This is a genomic window from Sphingomonas adhaesiva (assembly GCF_002374855.1).
Taxonomy (GTDB): Bacteria; Pseudomonadota; Alphaproteobacteria; order Sphingomonadales; family Sphingomonadaceae; genus Sphingomonas; species Sphingomonas adhaesiva.
In genome coordinates this window covers 102,816-119,753 of the sequence record NZ_NWVC01000003.1, presented here as the reverse complement: position 1 = coordinate 119,753, position 16,938 = coordinate 102,816, and the positions used below count along the sequence as shown (strand labels likewise).

17 protein-coding genes are annotated in these 16,938 nt (G+C 67.9%); 10 read left to right on the top strand and 7 right to left on the bottom strand.

Features of this window, described 5'->3' with window-relative positions:
- Positions 1–79 precede the first annotated feature (79 nt).
- From uvrA to COA07_RS07980, 4 genes are all read left to right on the top strand, one after another.
- The gene (gene uvrA / locus COA07_RS07985) at positions 80–2,965 is read left to right on the top strand and encodes an excinuclease ABC subunit UvrA (RefSeq protein WP_066712248.1); all 2,886 of its coding nucleotides are present in this window, start codon (positions 80–82) and stop codon (positions 2,963–2,965) included.
- An 89-nt stretch (positions 2,966–3,054) separates the two neighbouring features.
- Positions 3,055–3,717 (top strand): hypothetical protein, encoded by a 663-nt coding sequence (locus COA07_RS17725; protein ID WP_141396493.1) that lies wholly within the window; start codon positions 3,055–3,057, stop codon positions 3,715–3,717.
- A gap of 276 nt (positions 3,718–3,993) precedes the next feature.
- A complete protein-coding gene (locus COA07_RS17720) occupies positions 3,994–4,554 on the top strand; it encodes a hypothetical protein (RefSeq protein WP_141396492.1) in 561 nt (186 codons plus the stop codon).
- A 157-nt stretch (positions 4,555–4,711) separates the two neighbouring features.
- The gene (locus COA07_RS07980; protein WP_141396491.1) at positions 4,712–5,920 is read left to right on the top strand and encodes a hypothetical protein; all 1,209 of its coding nucleotides are present in this window, start codon (positions 4,712–4,714) and stop codon (positions 5,918–5,920) included.
- An 8-nt stretch (positions 5,921–5,928) separates the two neighbouring features.
- On the opposite strand, the gene COA07_RS07975 is transcribed toward COA07_RS07980, so the two are convergent.
- Positions 5,929–6,246: a BolA family protein gene (locus COA07_RS07975; RefSeq protein ID WP_066713771.1), complete on the bottom strand. Its 318-nt coding sequence runs from the start codon at positions 6,244–6,246 to the stop codon at positions 5,929–5,931.
- 50 nt (positions 6,247–6,296) lie between these two features.
- Between COA07_RS07975 and COA07_RS07970 the strand changes: the two genes are divergently transcribed.
- Positions 6,297–6,893 (top strand): DnaJ domain-containing protein, encoded by a 597-nt coding sequence (locus COA07_RS07970; protein ID WP_255266847.1) that lies wholly within the window; start codon positions 6,297–6,299, stop codon positions 6,891–6,893.
- A gap of 25 nt (positions 6,894–6,918) precedes the next feature.
- Here the strand turns inward: COA07_RS07970 and COA07_RS07965 are convergent, their stop codons facing one another.
- The 5 genes from COA07_RS07965 to sdhC form a co-directional block, all read right to left on the bottom strand.
- Positions 6,919–7,488: an ATP-dependent Clp protease proteolytic subunit gene (locus COA07_RS07965; RefSeq protein WP_066713766.1), complete on the bottom strand. Its 570-nt coding sequence runs from the start codon at positions 7,486–7,488 to the stop codon at positions 6,919–6,921.
- 10 nt (positions 7,489–7,498) lie between these two features.
- The gene (locus tag COA07_RS07960; RefSeq protein ID WP_245842067.1) at positions 7,499–8,536 is read right to left on the bottom strand and encodes a C13 family peptidase; all 1,038 of its coding nucleotides are present in this window, start codon (positions 8,534–8,536) and stop codon (positions 7,499–7,501) included.
- Positions 8,537–8,667: 131 nt separating this feature from the next.
- Positions 8,668–10,470, bottom strand: a complete 1,803-nt coding sequence (sdhA, locus tag COA07_RS07955; protein ID WP_066712849.1) for a succinate dehydrogenase flavoprotein subunit — start codon at positions 10,468–10,470, stop codon at positions 8,668–8,670.
- Positions 10,470–10,847, bottom strand: coding sequence for a succinate dehydrogenase, hydrophobic membrane anchor protein (sdhD, locus tag COA07_RS07950; protein WP_066712847.1), 378 nt, complete (start codon positions 10,845–10,847; stop codon positions 10,470–10,472). The genes sdhA and sdhD overlap by 1 nt, the downstream gene beginning before the upstream one ends.
- Positions 10,847–11,272, bottom strand: coding sequence for a succinate dehydrogenase, cytochrome b556 subunit (sdhC, locus tag COA07_RS07945; protein ID WP_066712845.1), 426 nt, complete (start codon positions 11,270–11,272; stop codon positions 10,847–10,849). Before sdhC ends, sdhD begins: the two co-directional genes overlap by 1 nt.
- 191 nt (positions 11,273–11,463) lie before the next feature.
- On the opposite strand from sdhC, the gene COA07_RS07940 reads away from it, so the two are divergent.
- Genes COA07_RS07940 through COA07_RS07920 form a run of 5 tightly spaced genes read left to right on the top strand, consistent with a single transcriptional unit; the run spans position 11,464 to position 16,499 of the window.
- Positions 11,464–12,807, top strand: a complete 1,344-nt coding sequence (locus COA07_RS07940) for a methyl-accepting chemotaxis protein (protein WP_096640884.1) — start codon at positions 11,464–11,466, stop codon at positions 12,805–12,807.
- Positions 12,808–12,835: 28 nt separating this feature from the next.
- Entirely contained in the window at positions 12,836–14,191 is a 1,356-nt protein-coding gene (locus COA07_RS07935) for a methyl-accepting chemotaxis protein (RefSeq protein WP_096640762.1), read from the top strand.
- A gap of 28 nt (positions 14,192–14,219) precedes the next feature.
- Positions 14,220–14,921 (top strand): SDR family NAD(P)-dependent oxidoreductase, encoded by a 702-nt coding sequence (locus tag COA07_RS07930; RefSeq protein ID WP_066712754.1) that lies wholly within the window; start codon positions 14,220–14,222, stop codon positions 14,919–14,921.
- Positions 14,911–15,855 (top strand): 50S ribosomal protein L11 methyltransferase, encoded by a 945-nt coding sequence (locus COA07_RS07925; RefSeq protein ID WP_066712749.1) that lies wholly within the window; start codon positions 14,911–14,913, stop codon positions 15,853–15,855. The genes COA07_RS07930 and COA07_RS07925 overlap by 11 nt, the downstream gene beginning before the upstream one ends.
- A complete protein-coding gene (locus tag COA07_RS07920; protein ID WP_066712747.1) occupies positions 15,837–16,499 on the top strand; it encodes a TIGR02117 family protein in 663 nt (220 codons plus the stop codon). The genes COA07_RS07925 and COA07_RS07920 overlap by 19 nt, the downstream gene beginning before the upstream one ends.
- Positions 16,500–16,531: 32 nt before the next feature.
- Here the strand turns inward: COA07_RS07920 and COA07_RS07915 are convergent, their stop codons facing one another.
- Positions 16,532–16,912 (bottom strand): hypothetical protein, encoded by a 381-nt coding sequence (locus COA07_RS07915; protein ID WP_066712745.1) that lies wholly within the window; start codon positions 16,910–16,912, stop codon positions 16,532–16,534.
- Positions 16,913–16,938 lie beyond the last annotated feature (26 nt).

Sequence of the window (16,938 nt, the reverse complement as noted above, 5' to 3'; positions counted from 1 at the left end):
CCCGCTCCCCCCATCGCCCCACATCCCGCCGGACGGCGCCGGCTGGACGGGCGCGAACAAATCTGGAACATACCCCCGCATGGCACTTACCACGATTTCGGTCCGCGGCGCGCGCGAGCATAACCTCAAGGACGTCAGCGTCGATATCCCGCGCGATACGCTGACGGTCATCACCGGGCTGTCCGGTTCGGGCAAGTCCAGCCTCGCGTTCGACACCATCTATGCCGAGGGGCAGCGCCGCTACGTCGAATCGCTGTCGGCCTATGCGCGCCAGTTCCTGGAGCTGATGCAGAAGCCCGACGTCGACCATATCGAGGGGCTGTCCCCCGCGATCTCGATCGAGCAGAAGACGACCAGCCGCAACCCGCGCTCGACGGTGGCGACCGTCACCGAGATCTACGACTATATGCGCCTGCTGTGGGCGCGCGTCGGCGTCCCCTATTCCCCCGCCACCGGCCTGCCGATCGCGGCGCAGACGGTCAGCCAGATGGTCGACCGCGTCATGGCGCTGCCGGAGGGGACGCGGCTCTACCTGCTCGCCCCCGTCGTGCGCGGGCGCAAGGGCGAGTATCGCAAGGAGCTGGCGGAGTGGCAGAAGGCCGGCTTCACCCGCGTGCGCATCGACGGCGTGGTGCATGAGATCGACGAGGCGCCCGCGCTCGACAAGAAGTACAAGCACGATATCGAGGTGGTGGTCGATCGCCTGGTGGTGCGCGAGGATGTCGCGACCCGCCTGGCCGACAGTTTCGAAACAGCGCTGAAGCTCGCCGACGGCCTCGCCTATATCGACCCCGCCGACCCCGTCGAGCCGCGCACCCCCGAAAGCGTCGTGCTGGGCGATCACGCCCCCCCCGGCCGCATCGTCTTTTCCGAAAAGTTCGCCTGCCCGGTCAGCGGCTTCACCATCGCGGAGATCGAGCCGCGGCTGTTCAGCTTCAACGCCCCCCAGGGCGCCTGCCCGGCGTGCGACGGGCTGGGCGAGAAGATGATCTTCGACGAGGATCTGGTCGTCCCCAACCACGATCTGTCGATCAAGAAGGGCGCGGTCGTCCCCTGGGCGAAATCCAACCCGCCCTCGCCTTACTACATGCAGGTGATGGCCAGCCTGGCGCGCGAGTTCGGCTTCTCGCTCGACACGCCCTGGGCCGACCTGCCGGGCGAGGTGAAGCTGGTCATCCTCCACGGCACCGGCGGCAAGCCGGTCACGCTCACCTTCGTCGACGGCAAGAAGTCCTACGACGTGAAGAAGCCATTCGAGGGCGTCATCGGCAACCTCAACCGCCGCCTCCTCCAGACGGAAAGCGCGTGGATGAAGGAGGAGCTGTCCAAATACCAGTCGTCGCAGGCGTGCGAGGTCTGCCACGGCGCCCGCCTCAAGCCCGAGGCGCTGGCGGTCAAGATCGCGGGCGAGGACATCAGCCACGCCACGCGGATGAGCGTGGTCGACGCGCTCGCCTTCTTCACCGACCTGCCGAACCACCTGGGCGACCAGCAGCGCGCGATCGCCGAACGCATCCTGAAGGAGATCGTCGAGCGGCTCGGCTTCCTCAACAACGTCGGCCTCGATTACCTGAACCTCGATCGCACCTCGGGCACGCTGTCGGGGGGCGAGAGCCAGCGCATCCGCCTTGCCAGCCAGATCGGCAGCGGGCTCAGCGGCGTCCTCTACGTCCTCGACGAACCGTCGATCGGGCTGCACCAGCGCGACAACGACATGCTGCTCGCCACGCTCCGGCGTCTGCGCGACCTAGGCAACACCGTCATCGTCGTGGAGCATGACGAGGATGCGATCCGCATGGCCGATTACGTGATCGACATGGGGCCGGGCGCGGGCGTCCACGGCGGCAAGGTGGTGGCGCAGGGCACCGTCAAGCAGCTGCTGAAATCGAAGACGTCGATCACCGCCGATTACCTCAACGGCACCCGCGAAGTGCCCCTGCCCGCCAAGCGCCGCAAGGGATCGGGCAAGAAGCTGACCGTCCACAACGCCACCGCCAACAACCTGACCGGCGTCACCGCGTCGATCCCGCTCGGCACCTTCACCTGCATCACCGGCGTGTCCGGGTCGGGCAAGTCCAGCTTCACGATCGACACGCTCTACGCCGCCGCCGCGCGCCAGCTGAACGGCGCGCGCATCCTGGCGGGCAAGCATGACAGGATCACCGGGCTGCAGCATCTCGACAAGGTCATCGACATCGACCAGTCGCCGATCGGCCGCACCCCGCGGTCGAACCCGGCGACCTACACCGGCGCCTTCACGCAGATCCGCGACTGGTTCGCGGGCCTGCCCGAATCGCAGGCGCGCGGCTACAAGCCCGGGCGGTTCAGCTTCAACGTCAAGGGCGGGCGGTGCGAGGCGTGCCAGGGCGACGGCGTGCTCAAGATCGAGATGCACTTCCTTCCCGACGTCTACGTCACCTGCGACGTGTGCCACGGCGCGCGCTACAACCGCGAAACGCTGGAGGTGAAGTTCAAGGGCCATTCCATCGCCGACGTCCTCGACATGACGGTGGAGGATGCCGCCAGCTTCTTCGCCAACGTGCCGCCGATCCGCGACAAGATGGCGATGCTGGTCGAAGTCGGGCTCGGCTACGTCAAGGTCGGGCAGCAGGCGACCACCCTGTCGGGCGGCGAGGCGCAGCGCGTGAAGCTCGCCAAGGAGCTCAGCCGCCGCGCCACCGGCAACACGCTCTACATCCTCGACGAACCCACCACCGGCCTCCATTTCGAGGACGTGCGCAAGCTGCTGGAGGTGCTCCACGCGCTGGTCGAGCAGGGCAACACCGTGGTGGTGATCGAACACAATCTGGATGTCATCAAGACCGCCGACTGGATCATCGACCTGGGGCCGGAAGGCGGGGTCAAGGGCGGGGAGATCGTCGCGGCGGGCGTGCCGGAGGATGTGGTGAAGGAGGAGCGGAGCTTTACGGGGAGGTATCTGGCGCCGTTGCTCGCCAACCCGTGATAGGGAAAATCGCTATATCGCCTCCATCATTGCGTAGCAGATAAATTTGTGCCTTAGATGTCAGAGATCGGCCACCGAGAGGATCAGACATGGACGTCGCCGAGCTGACTGTTGCTCAGAAGACACTTCGGCATCGCTTGGTTGATTTACCAAGTTCGGCATTCCCCCACATTAAGATGGGTTACACTCTCCTTGGGAATTTAGAAACCGACAAACTTAACACTATTATCGATTACGTTTCCTCGAATTTCTCGAAGCGGTCGAGATACGACCCGGATGTCGCCGCAAGTTTATCAGGTATTGATCGCAATATCGTTGGAGATCTTCTATCCGCTGTCGCTCTGACAGTAGGATCTGTATTCGATATTGATGTATCTAAAGACGACTTTTTTGACGCCGCGCCGGAGGGCCTGATTGATGAACAATCGAGGCCGATAGTTAGTGAAATTCTCGGCATCGCACTTAAGAAGAAAGACGCTATAAAGCGCGATTTCGACGTTTCCAAGGTTGCAAATTCTATACTTCCGTCGTTTCGCTATATAGACTTTGCGATCGATGCGCGCATTGCATTTAATGCAGAAAACGATATTATTGACAAAGTTCCTCTTGCGGTATTTTATCTTAATCTGGACACAGACGAAGACATTTGCTTTCAAAGCTCATTGTCAGATCTGGACGAACTAATAAGTAAATTAAAGCATGCTAGAGAACGCTTAGGCGCCACATGCTTAGCAATCGAGGATTGGAAGTGAGCTTAGGGGACTCGCACGACTGGCTAATGTACGGCTACAGCGTTGTAGGTGCTCTTGTATTGTGGGGAAGGCTAACGATCGGTCAAAAAAAGCCTATGGATACGCTGATCTTTTGGAGAATATTTTCAGATCACCTCGAGCATCGTATATCTTTCAATTCGTAGCATTTGTTCTAATTGGTGGCTTAGTCGCAAAAACGCTCGCATCTCCAGCAACGGAACCACAGGCGTTAGCAGCCGGAATGGCCTGGAGCCGCCTAACGGGCAAGGTGTAACTATGAAAATGCCATTGACGGTCAATCGAGGTACTTTTCTGTTTAATCTCTCTTTGTGCCTGTTAGTCGCCCTGTCTTTTGCTTCTCATTATTTCCCACATTTTGTAGCGCCCGCCATTGGTGCATCCTTAATATTGTCCATTGCCGCGCCGTGGGCAGCGCATCAGTGTGAACAATTTAAAAAGCCTAGAGTATTAACACAAGTAAAAACCCGTCATCAGAGCGTTGAAGATGATAGCGACCTGATTGCCGAAGATACTAGCGCCTCATCCGGAAAATTTGACAAAAACTTTATCAACTTCATTGAAGAAAAAGCGCAAGTTTTAAACCATGAAGATGCATTCTCAGTTCTTATAAGAGAATTGCATCACCACGCTGATCGGCGCGAAAAGATCCGATCGCCAGATACTAGCGAAGATTTTTCGGTAACGCTGAAGATTATTAATGTATATATTGGGAATCCGTCATCGGAGAAAATTTCCGATAAGGCGGAATTGCCTGAGTTCATACTTAGGCCAGATTTGCACTCTGCAATCGCAAATACCGCAAGCGACTTCAATTAAACCTATTGAATAAAACTATGCGTTAATTATTTTTGCAAATAACGGAGAGAAATGTAATACGAGTCGTAGTGACATAATAACAAGCACGCTCCGGCACCTGTCCTACACCCCCCAACACCCGCCACCCTCCCCCGCACACCACAGGGAGGGCCACCGCATGACCGTCATGACCCCGATGGAGGGCATCACCGCCCCCGCCCGCCGCGCGCCCCAGCCCCCGTCCGATCTCGCGCCCGATCCCGCGCCCGCCCCCACCGCGCTGCTCCCCGATCCCACCCCCTCCCGCCGCGCCGACGGCTGGTCCGCCGCCAACCAGCGCCTCTTCCTCGCGGCGATCGCCGAGGGGCATGGCGTCGATGCCGCCTGCACGCAGGTCGGGCTGTCGGCCACCTCCGCCTATGCCTTCCGCCGCTCGGCGAAGGGCGCGGGCTTCGCGCTCGGGTGGCGCGCGGCGACGCTGGTCGCGCGCGATGTGGTCGCCGACACGCTGATGGTCCGCGCGCTCCACGGCCAGGTCGATACCTATACCCGCGCCGACGGCGTCACCGTCACGCGCCACCGCCATGACAATCGCCTCGCGATGACGCTGCTCGCGCGGCTCGACCGGCAGGTGGAATCCGCCCCCGATGCCGACGTGCGCGCCGCGCGGCTGGTGGCGCAGGAATTCGACGCCTTCCTCGATCTGGTCGACGGCGGCGGCGGGCCGGCGCAGGCCGGGCTGTTCCTCGCGCGGCGCCACGCGGGGCTGGGCGACCTGCTCGACGCCGCGGCGGACGATCGCGCGGCCGCGCATGATCTCGCGCCGCTGTTCGCGCTCGCCGCGGCCGATCGCCTCGCGCGCACCGGCCATGCCACCGCGCAGGAGGTGCCGGTCGCCGATCTCGATCCCGCGCAGCGTGCGTCATGGACGGCGGAGCAATGGGCGCGGGCGGAGGCCGCCGGGCTGCTGCGGCTCGCCCCGCCCCCGCACGACGCCCCGCCGCCCGCCAACGACGCGCCGGCGTCTCAACATTCGCAACATTCGCCCGCCCCGTCTCCGCCGGAGTCAGCGCCCGTCTGGTGGTGCGACGTCGCCGATGCATGGCGCACCTCCTTCCCCCCGCCCCCCGGCTTCATGGGGGAGGAGGAGGGCGAGCCGACGCACCTCGACTACGAACGCGCGCTCACGGCGCAGGAAGCGGCGGCGATGGGGCCGGGGCCGGACCATCGCGATGCCCCCGCGATGGCCGCGCTCGCCGCCGCGCGCGACGCCTGGTTCGCGCTCGCGGCGCCGGGTGCCCGGCCGGGGTCGGGGTCGTTGCCGGGGTCGCTATGGGAACCGGGGCCGCCGCCCGCCCCAGCGGCGCTGCCGGGCGACGGCGGGTGAGCGGGGCGTCAGCCCGCCGCCTCGCCCGGCGCGCGCGCGTGGATCGCCAGCGCGTGGATGCGCTCGGCCAGCAGGTCGGCCAGCGCGTGGTTGACCATCCGCTGCCGCGCGACGCGCGTTTGCCCGGCGAAGGCCGCGCTTTCCACCGTCACGCGGAAATGGCTTTCGCCCGTGCCGTCGTCGCCCAGATGCCCGCGATGCTGCGCGCTCTCGTTCGCCACCTCCAGCCTCGTGGGGGACAGAGCGGCGGTCAGCCGCGCGGCGATCGCCTCGGCGACGGTACCGGGAACGGGGCGCGCGGCGGGGGTGCTGGAAGCGTCGGTCATCGCCCCCATATAGCGTCTCTTTTGCGAAAGAAGATGGACGAAGCGTGGCGTTGAACAAGGATCGCCCCCACACCCGTTTCCACGGCCGGGTCGAAGGGACCGGGCAGCCGTGCTCCCACCCCGCCTGCGCGGAGGCGGGCGAATTCCGCGCGCCCCCGCTGGAAGGGCCGGGCGACGGCGAAGGGCCGCCGCGCTTCCGCTGGTTCTGCCTCGATCACATCCGCGCGTTCAACGCCGGCTACAATTACTTCGACGGCATGACCGCCGACGAAATCCACCAGGCGCAGCGCCCGATGGCCGGGTGGGAGCGCGAGACGCGCGCCTTCGCGCGGGCCGGGGCGGGGGATCAGGGGCCGCGCTGGGCCGATTTCGCCGACCCGCTCGACGCGATCGGCGCCCGCTTCCGCCGCGCCGCCGCCACGCCCGATCGTGCCGACGGCAAGCCCCTGTCCGGGGAGGACCGCCGCAACCTGGAGGTGCTGGGTCTGGCCGCGGACGCCGATCGGGCCGCGCTGCGCCGCCGCTATTCGGAACTGGTGCGCCGCTACCACCCCGATCGCAACGGCGGCGACCGCCGCCACGAAGCCAAGCTGACCCGGGTGATCGCCGCCTACCAGCACCTGCGCCGCGCCCCCGCCTTCGCATGACGTGGGGGGGGGGGCAGGATGGGGGTCAGATGACGTCCAGCACCAGCCCCAGCCGCCGCGCCTCCTCGGCCTCGATATACCAATTGTCGGGCGCCTTTTGCTTCAGCTGCTCCAGCGTCACCTGCGTGCCGCGCACCAGATCGGCGAACCCCTCCTCCTGGATGCGGATCGAATCCTCGATCTCGTTCAGCTTGGCCTTCAGCAGCGGGGTCAGCGTGTTGAGCGGGCCATTGAGCGTGATGGTGCTGTTCATCAACCGCTCGTGGATCATCAGCCGCGAATTCTTGGTCAGGAAGCGCCGGTCGGCGGGAAACGCCGACATGAACGTCGCCCCCGCGGAATACACCGCCACCTTGCCCAGGAACAGCGCGTCGCGCCCGGTATATTCGCGCAGCAGCCGGATCGAATCGCCCATCGCGCGCGCCATTTCCGGGTCGCCGCCCAATGTCGTGATCGACACCACCAGCGGCCCTTCGGGGGGCGCGGCGGCCAGCTGGTCCTTGAACTGCGCATACATCGCATCGTCGACGATGCCGTGCAGCTGGATGTGCGGGGCCGCGAGCAGCGGATATTGCGAGGCGTGGGTATCGGTCATCCCGCCCCAATCAGCGGCGCGCCCGCTTGTTCCGCGCCACCTCCTCCAGCACCGCCGTCGCCGGGCGCCCGACGGACGCGTCGGCGGGCGGCAGCGCGCGCTCCAGCGCCGCCAGCCAGCGCTGCGCGCCCGCGCCGATCGACACCTGCGGATCGGACGGGGTCAGCTTCGCCTGCCGCTCCCATCCGGCGATCTCGCGCTGCGCCTGCGCCACTGCCGTCGCCAGCGGCACCGGCTGGCGCAGCGCATGGTTGACCAGCGCGTCGCCGAAGAACGTCCAGTCGTTGTCCGCCTCGCACCCGAAGCTGCTGCGCTCCGCCGAGGCGGCGGTGACGATCGCGGTCGTGTCCGACGACAGCATCGGCACGAACACCCCCGAATAGCAGGCGCTGAGCAGGATCAGGCGGTTGCGGATCCCCAGTTCCGACAATTGCCGCCACAGATGCGCCGGGCCGATCGCACCATAGCCCTGGTCGCCGTCGTTGTAGTACAGGCCGAACCCCGCGCCATGGCTGGTGGTGTAGAGGATCAGCACGTCCTCCGCCGGGTTCATCACCTCCGCGACGCGCGCCAGCGCCAGGTCGACCGCGGCGGGACTGCCCATCGGCAGCGCCGCGCCGCCGCGCCCGTCCGGACCGGCCAGCACGATCGTGCGCCCGTCCGCGCCGTAACGCCGCGCCAGCACCGCCGCGGTCGCCCGCGCCTCACGCGCGAACACCGGGTCGCTGTCCAGCGCCGCGACCACGACATAGGCGTCGACCGTGCCGCTACGCTCTGGCGCGAGCCGGCCCAGCGCCGCGTCCAGCCGGCGATGCTCCGCCAGCCGCCAGCGCGCGCTGCGGTCGCGCTCCACGACGATCCCGGTGTCGGCCTGCTGCCGCATCGTCGCATCGTCGCCGTCCAGCGTGGGCGGGGGCAGCGTGTGGCGCGGCGGCGGGCTGTCGTCGGCGGTCGTTGCGGTAGAGGGGGAGGACGCCCGCGCACCCACGCCCGCCACCGCCATCAGCAGCAGCACCGCCCGCATCACCCCCGACCACGTGCCCGCCATCCGCGCCCCCGTTCACCGCGATTGGGCACATGTAGGAGCACGCCGTCAAGCGTGCGCTCCACCCCGGGATCGTCGAACGGGCCGGACCGCCGCGACCGCCGGGCCCGCCGATGCGGGGCCGGCGGCGGCGATCAGTAGACGCGCTTCTTCGGCTTGATGTACTCGATGTCGTCGGTCAGCGTGTAATCGTGCACCGGTCGGTAGTCGATCGACACCGCGCCGCCCTTGCCGCCCCAGCCATCGAACGTCGCGATCGTGTGCTTCATCCAGTTGGCGTCGTCGCGTTCCGGGAAATCCTCGTGCATGTGCGCACCGCGGCTTTCCTTGCGGTTGTCGGCGCTCTTCATCGTCACCACCGCCTGGCCGATCAGATTGTCGAGCTCCAGCGTCTCGACCAGGTCGGTGTTCCAGATCAGCGAGCGATCGGCGATACCGACGTCCTGCATCCCCTGGTAGATGCCGTCGATCTTCGTCACGCCCTCGGCCAGCAGCGCGCTGTCGCGGAACACGGCGCAGTGGCGCTGCATCGTCTTCTGCATCTCGGCGCGCAGCTTGGCGGTCGGGGTGCCGCCCTTGGCGTTGCGGAAATGGTCGAGCCGGCTCAGCGACAGCTCTTCCGATCCCTTGGGCAGCGCATCGTGCGAGGTGTTCGGCTTCAGCGTGTCCTTCAGCCGCAAGCCGGTGGCGCGCCCGAACACGACCAGGTCGATCAGCGAGTTGGAGCCGAGGCGGTTGGCGCCGTGCACCGACACGCACGCCGCCTCGCCGACCGCGAACAGGCCGGGGACGACCGAGTCCGGGTTGCCGTCCTTCAGCCGGACGACCTCGCCGTGATAGTTACACGGAATGCCGCCCATGTTGTAATGGACCGTCGGCGTCACCGGCAGCGGCTGGCGCGTCAGGTCGACGCCCGCGAAGATCTTCCCCGTCTCGGTGATCCCCGGCAGCCGCTCGTGCAGCACCGCGGGGTCGATATGGTCGAGGTGGAGGAAGATATGGTCCTTGTCCTTGCCGACGCCGCGGCCCTCGCGCATCTCCATCGCCATCGAACGCGCGACGACGTCGCGGCTGGCCAGGTCCTTCGCGGAGGGGGCGTAGCGTTCCATGAACCGCTCGCCCTCGGAATTGGTCAGATACCCGCCCTCGCCGCGCGCACCCTCGGTGATGAGGACGCCCGCGCCGTAGATGCCGGTCGGGTGAAACTGCACGAACTCCATGTCCTGCAGCGCGATGCCCGCGCGCAGCGCCATGCCGTTGCCGTCGCCGGTGCAGGTGTGCGCCGACGTCGCGGACTGGTACACGCGCCCGCCGCCGCCGGTCGCCAGCACCACCGCATGCGCGCGGAAGCGGTGGATCGACCCGTCTTCCATGCACAGCGCGATGACGCCGCGGCACGCGCCGTTCTCCATGATGAGGTCGAGCGCGAAATATTCGACGTAGAAGTCGGCGTCATACTTCAGCGACTGCTGGTACAGCGCGTGCAGCATGGCGTGGCCGGTGCGGTCGGCGGCGGCGCAGGTGCGCTGCACCGGCGGGCCTTCGCCCATGTTCTGCATGTGCCCGCCGAACGGCCGCTGGTAGATGGTGCCGTTGTCGTTGCGGCTGAACGGCACGCCCGCATGTTCCAGCTCGTACACCGCGGCCGGCGCCTCGCGGACCATATATTCGATCGCATCCTGGTCGCCGAGCCAGTCGGAGCCCTTGACGGTGTCGAACATATGCCACGACCAATGGTCCGGCGAATTGTTGCCCAGCGACGCCGCGATCCCGCCCTGCGCCGCCACGGTGTGGCTGCGGGTCGGGAACACCTTGGTGATGCAGGCAGTCTTGAGGCCGCTTTCCGCGATCCCCATCGTGGCGCGCAGGCCCGATCCGCCCGCGCCGACCACCACCGCGTCATAGGTGTGGTCGATGATCTTGTAGGCCTCAGACATTATGCGGCAGCTCCGAACGCGACCTTGAGGATCGAGACGATGGCGATGGCGGCGGCGGTGGCGGTGAACACGTTGAGGAGGATCGTCATCACGAAACGATTCTCCTTGTGCGCATAATCCTCGATCACCACCTGCAACCCCAGGCGGAAATGGTAGAAGACCGATGCGATCAGCAGCACCATCGGCACCGCGACCCACATCGAATGCAGCCACAGCCGCACCGTGGTATAATCATAGGCCGGCAGCCGCGCGATCGACGCCAGCAGCCACACGACCAGCAGGAAGTTGGTGCCCGCGGTGATCTTCTGATGCCACCAATGATGCGCGCCGGCGTGGGCGCTGCCCAGTCCGCGGACCCGGCCGATCTCCGTCGTCATCACTTGATCCCCAGATAGAGCCAGAACGCCACCGTCAGCAGCGCCGACGCGACGAAGGTCAGCGCGGCGAGCGTCCGGTTGGTCTTCAGCTCGAACGCCGCGCCCGTGTCCATCACCAGGTGGCGGATACCGCTCATCATGTGCTGGAACATCGCCCAGGTCAGCCCGACGCCGATCACCCAGCCCAGCACGTTGAGGCTGCCCCGATCGGTCGTGAACACGTGGAGGAACGTGGCATAGGCGTCCGGCCCGGCCGCGATCGCCGCCAGCCACCATACCAGCAGCGCCGTGCCCACCGTCGCCATGCCGTCGCCGGTCACGCGATGGAAGATCGACGCGGCCATCGCCGGGCTCCAGCGGTAATGAAGCGCGAGCGGGCCGCTGAACAGGTGCGGGCTGCGCGGGCGATCGGGTCTGGTGGCCACCGCTTGGCTCCTCGGAATACGGCGTGAACGATTTGGGCCGGTCTATGCGGCGATGCGGCACGGGATGCAAGCGCCCGGCTTATCGCGGCGCGCGGATCGGCATGCGCCACATCCCTAACCCTGCCTTAACCTGTCACGCCGTACATCGGCGATGCTGTCGCCACACAAGGAAATGCTTCGTGCCCAAGGATATGCCTCCCATCGGATCGATTGCCGCGGCGCTCGACCTGGACGAGCGGTTCCGCGTGTTCGACGCCGACGGACGGCTCGCCGACAGCGCGCGGACGGTATGGGCGCTGCTGGAACCGCGCGTCCACGACATCGCGCGCGCCTATTGGGAACAATGGCAACGCTGCTTCGCGACCGATTCGCTGTGGCAGAACGCAGGTAACGAGCGGATGGTCGAACTGGGCTGCGAATTCCTGCGCAACCGCTTCCTCCACACCCGCGAGCGCCCGTGGGTCGATGCGATCGAGCGGGCGGTCGCGGCCGCTTATTCCGCCGATGTGACGCCGATGGCGCTGCTGTCGATGATCAGCGCCAGCGACCGCATGGCGCTGACCGTGCTGCTCGCGGCGGTGCCCGCGGGCGCACCGGACCTGCCGGACCTGGTCGATACGCTGATGCGGCTGTCGGCGCTGGAAGGCGAGATCACCGTCGAGATCTACAACGGCTATGGCGCGTACAGCGCGCAGGTCGAGCGCGACCGGTTGGCGGCGGAGTTCCGCGACGGCATCGCGCTGACCGTGGAGGATACCACGCGCGAGGGGCAGCAGCTGCGCACGCAGGCGTCGGGGGCGTCCTCCTCGGCGCGCGGGATGCTGGGCAAGACCAGCGAGGTCGCCGCCGCCGCCGAACAGTCGGCGGTCGCGATGCGCGATGCCGCCTCCACCGCCGCCGGGCTGATCCGCGCGATCGAGGATGCCCGCGCCGAGGTGGAGATCGCCGCCGAGATCGCCACTCGCGCCGCGGGTCAGGCGGGCGATGCGGTGACCGTGTCGGGCGCGCTCAGCGATCATGCCAAGTCGATCGAATCGATCCTGGGGCTGATCCGCGACATCGCCGGGCAGACCAACCTGCTGGCGCTCAACGCCACGATCGAGGCGGCGCGCGCGGGCGATGCCGGCCGCGGCTTCGCCGTCGTCGCGCAGGAGGTGAAGAGCCTCGCCAACCAGACCGCGCGCGCCACTGACGATATCGCCGCCAAGATCGCCGCGATCCAGGCCGCCACCCGCGTCACCGTCGATACCAGCGCCTCGATCCGCACGACCGTGGCGGAGGTTCAGGACAGCGCGACACGCATCCGCCACGCGATGGAGGCGCAGGCGCAGACCGTCACCGCGATCACCGCGGCGGTGGACGAAACTGCGCTGGCCGCCGATTCGATGTCGCACACCATCGCCACGATCCGCCACGATACCGAAACCGTCGCGACCCAGATCGACCAGCTGGGCGCGGGCTTCGACACGCTGGCGGGACGCCTGGGCGCGCTGGAAGGGCGCGCGGCGGTCTATGCCGGAAGGGTCGCGGCATGACGGCGGCGGCGGGCGGCGGGGTCGGACGATGAGCGATCTGGCGGTCTGTTTCGACACGCGCACGCTGGCCGAGCGCGCGGTCGGCTTCGATTGGGACGGCGCGGTGCCGGCGGCCTGCCGCGAGATCGTCGCGATCCTCGACGCAGCCGACGGCTGGCAGTCGGTATCGCAGGCGTTCTGGGACCATTTCCGCGCGCAGCCGACGCTCCCGCGGGAGGCGTTCGGGGACGGGGCCGAGGAGATCGCCGCCGAGCATGCGCGCACCATCGACTTCATCCGCATTCGTTACGAAGAGCCGTTCGGCGAACGGTGGAAGAAGAAACTGATCCAGTACGTCGACGTGTCGCAGCGTGCGCATATCCCGCTCACCGCCTTCCTGGCGTCGATGTCGCGGGCGCACGCGCAGGTGCTCTCGCTCATCGCCGCCGCACCGGGCAGCGACGTCGACCGCAAGATGCAGCTGGCGGACGTGGTGCAGCGGCTCGCCCTGTTCGAAAGCGACGCGATGGCGCGCCAGCTGGCGATGCAGGCCGATCACCATGCCCGCGCCAGCCGCGAACAGCGCGGCGGCGCATTTCGCGCGTCGATCTTCAGCGGCATCGACGCGATCGCGAGGCAGGGGATGGACATGCGTGCGCAGGTCGACAAGGCGTCGGCCTGCACCGGCGACATGCTGGAAAAGACCAGCGAGGTCGCCGCCGCCGCCGAACAATCCGCGCTGGCGATGCGCGACGCGGCCTCCACCGCCGCGGGGCTGATCTGCGCGATCGAGGACGTGCGCGTCAGCATGGATGCGTGCAACCGCACGCTGGAGGACGCCACCGCCCAGGCCGAGGGCGCGGTCACCGCGACCGTAGCACTCAGCGATCATGCCAAGTCGATCGAATCGATCCTGGGGCTGATCCGCGACATCGCCGGGCAGACCAACCTGCTGGCGCTCAACGCGACGATCGAAGCGGCGCGCGCTGGCGATGCCGGCCGCGGCTTCGCCGTCGTCGCGCAGGAGGTGAAGAGCCTCGCCAACCAGACCGCGCGCGCCACCGACGACATCGCCGCGAAGATCGCCGCGATCCAGGCCGCCACCCACACCACCGTCGGCGCCAGCGCGTCGATCAAGCGCACCGTCGCCGACGTGCAGGGATCCGCGAGCCGCGTCAGTGACGCGATGCGCGTCCAGTCGCAGACCGTCACCGCGATCACCGCCGCGGTCGACGAAACCGCGCTCGCCGCCGATTCCATGTCGCACACGATCGCCGCAATCCGTGAGGAGACGCAGGCGGTCGCCAACCAGATGGCGTCGGTAGGCGTCACCTTCGCGACGATCGGCGACCGGTTCGACGAGCTGCGCACCACCGCCAGCGACTTTTCGGCAAGCGTGGCCTAATCGCATCGGCGGCGTTATGCCGCCGGGCATGACGCATATCCTGCTGACCGGATCGACCCGCGGCATCGGCGCCGCGATCGCCGCCCGGCTGTCCGCCATCCCCGGGGTACGGCTGGTCGGGCATGGCACCGCCGCCGGCATCCCCGCCGACTTCGCCGATCCCGCCGGTGCCGACCGGCTCTGGGAACAGGCGCTCGACCGGCTCGACGGGCGGATCGACGTCCTCATCAACAACGCCGGCATCTTCGAGGCCGCACCGATCGACAGCGACGATGCCGACTGGCTCGCCGCGTGGCAGCGCACGCTGCAGGTCAACCTGACCGCCGCGGCGCAATTGTCGCGCCACGCGGTCCGCCACTGGCTGGCGCTGGAAAACGGCGGCCGCCTGGTCAACGTCGCCAGCCGCGCCGCCTATCGCGGCGACAGCCCCGCGCACTGGCATTATGCCGCGGCCAAGGCGGGAATGGTCGCGATGACCAAGACGATCGCGCGCGGCTATGCCGCTCGGGGCGTGCTCGCCTTCGCGATCTGCCCCGGCTTCACGATGACCGGGATGGCCGATGACTATCTCGCCAGCCGCGGCGGCGACCGGCTGCTCGCCGACATCCCGCTGGGCCGCGTCGCCCAGCCGGAGGAGGTGGCCGAGATCGCGCGCTTCCTCGCGCTCGATGCGCCACCCTCGATGACCGGCGCGGTCCTCGACGTGAACGGGGCCAGCTATGTCCGATAAGGTCGACAGCTGGCGCGTCACGCTGCCGTGCACCCGCGCCGAGGCGGAGGCGATCGACGCCGCCGACGATCTGGTGATCGACGCGGTGCTGATGACCACCGAGGAGGTGGAGGACGATCGCGAACGCTGGCGGCTCGACGCCTATGTCGAGGAGGAGCCGGACGCCGCGCTGCTCGCCGCGCTCGCCGCGCTCGTCCCCAGCGCCGCGGGGATCGCACCGGTCGTCACGCCGCTGGGCGCCGAGGACTGGGTGGCGATGAGCCAGGCCGGACTGGAGCCGATCCGCGAAGGGCGCTTCGTCGTCCATACCAGCGCGCACCCGGTCGCCGCGCCGCCGGGCGGCCGCGCCTTCCTGATTGATGCCGGGCAGGCGTTCGGCACCGGCCACCACGCCACCACCTCCGGATGCCTGGCGATGCTGGACGGCATGGCCGACCGCGCCTTCGCCAATGTGATCGACCTGGGCACCGGCACCGGGCTGCTCGCCTTCGCCGCGCGCCACCTGTGGCCCGCCGCGACGATCACCGCGACCGATATCGACCCCGCCGCGATCCTCGTCACGCGCGACAATGCGGCGGACAACGGCATCGACGCGCTCCACCTGATCGTCGCCGACGGCGCGCTGTCGGACGATATCGCCGCGCGCGCGCCCTATGATCTGGTCATCGCCAACATCCTCGCCGGCCCGCTGATCTCGATGGCGCCGGAGGTGGCGGCGATCGCCGCGCCGGGGGCGACGATCGTACTGGCGGGGCTGCTGGACACGCAGCGCGACCAGGTGGTCGCCGCCTTCGCCGCGTGCGGCTGCACGCTGGAACGGGTCGACCGGCGCGGTGACTGGACGATCCTGCGGCTCGCCGCGGGCACGACCCGCTACGTGCCGACGCGCCCGATCGACCCCAAGGGCCGCGACGGTTGGGCGCTCGACCTGTAGCGCGCTGGGCGACGCGCGGCGTCCTTGCGCTCGCGCTGCTGCTCGGCCTCTATGCGCTGGCGGGGTTGCTGGGCGGGCTGGTGCCGCGCAACGCCGGCTGGCGCCCGCCGTCCGCCGGCGGCGTGACGATCTTCGTCGAGGACAACGGTATCCACACCGGACTGGTGGTGCCCACGGTCGCGGCGGGCGTCGACTGGCGCGCCGATTTCCTGGCCGCCGACCTGCGCGACCCGCGCTATGCCGCGTACGATCACCTTGCGATCGGCTGGGGCGAGCGCGGCTTCTTCCTCGATACGCCGCATTGGGCGGACCTGCGCCCGGCAACGATCCTCCACGCCGCGGTCGGCAGCGACGACACATTGCTGCATGTCGAACACGTCCCGCGCCCGGCGTTGGCGCGCCACACGCGCGCGATCACGCTGCGCCCCACCGAATATCGCCGCCTCGCCGACCTGATCCGCGCCGCGCGCGCGCAGGGCGCGGCAATCCCCGGCTACGATCGCCACGACGCCTTCTACCCGGCGCATGGCCATTACGATGCGATACGGACGTGCAATCAGTGGACGGGAGACACGTTGGCCAAGGCTGGTGTGCGCATCGGCTTCTGGACGCCCTTCCCGATCACCGTCATGCGCTGGTTCTGAAGGGACGCCTTCCGCCGGCCCTTGGGCGGACGTCAGTTCCCGGCGCCGGCCTGGTTCGCCATCTCGCCGCGCTCAGCCGCCAGCGTCGGTGCCGGCCCGGTGGCGGGGCGCAGTGCTTCGCGTTCGCTGTCGGGGACCGGCGCGGTCGGATCGGGGCGAAAGGCGTCGGGCGCACGCTCCGTTCCCGGCGTTGCGGCGGCGGGCGCCAGATCGGGCGCGGCATGCTCCGCACCCGGATCGGCATCGGCGACGGTGAAGAACCGGTCCAGCCAGCCCAGCTTCAACGCCGCCGTCACGCCCGCCGCGATCGCACCGACCGCACCGGCGGCGATCGCCACTCCGGTGCGGCCGGGCCGGTTCGCGGCGGTGGCGGGCTTGCGGGGGCGTTTGCTCTTGTTCGGTGCGCGGGTCATGCGCGGTCAACACGGGCGCGCGCCCG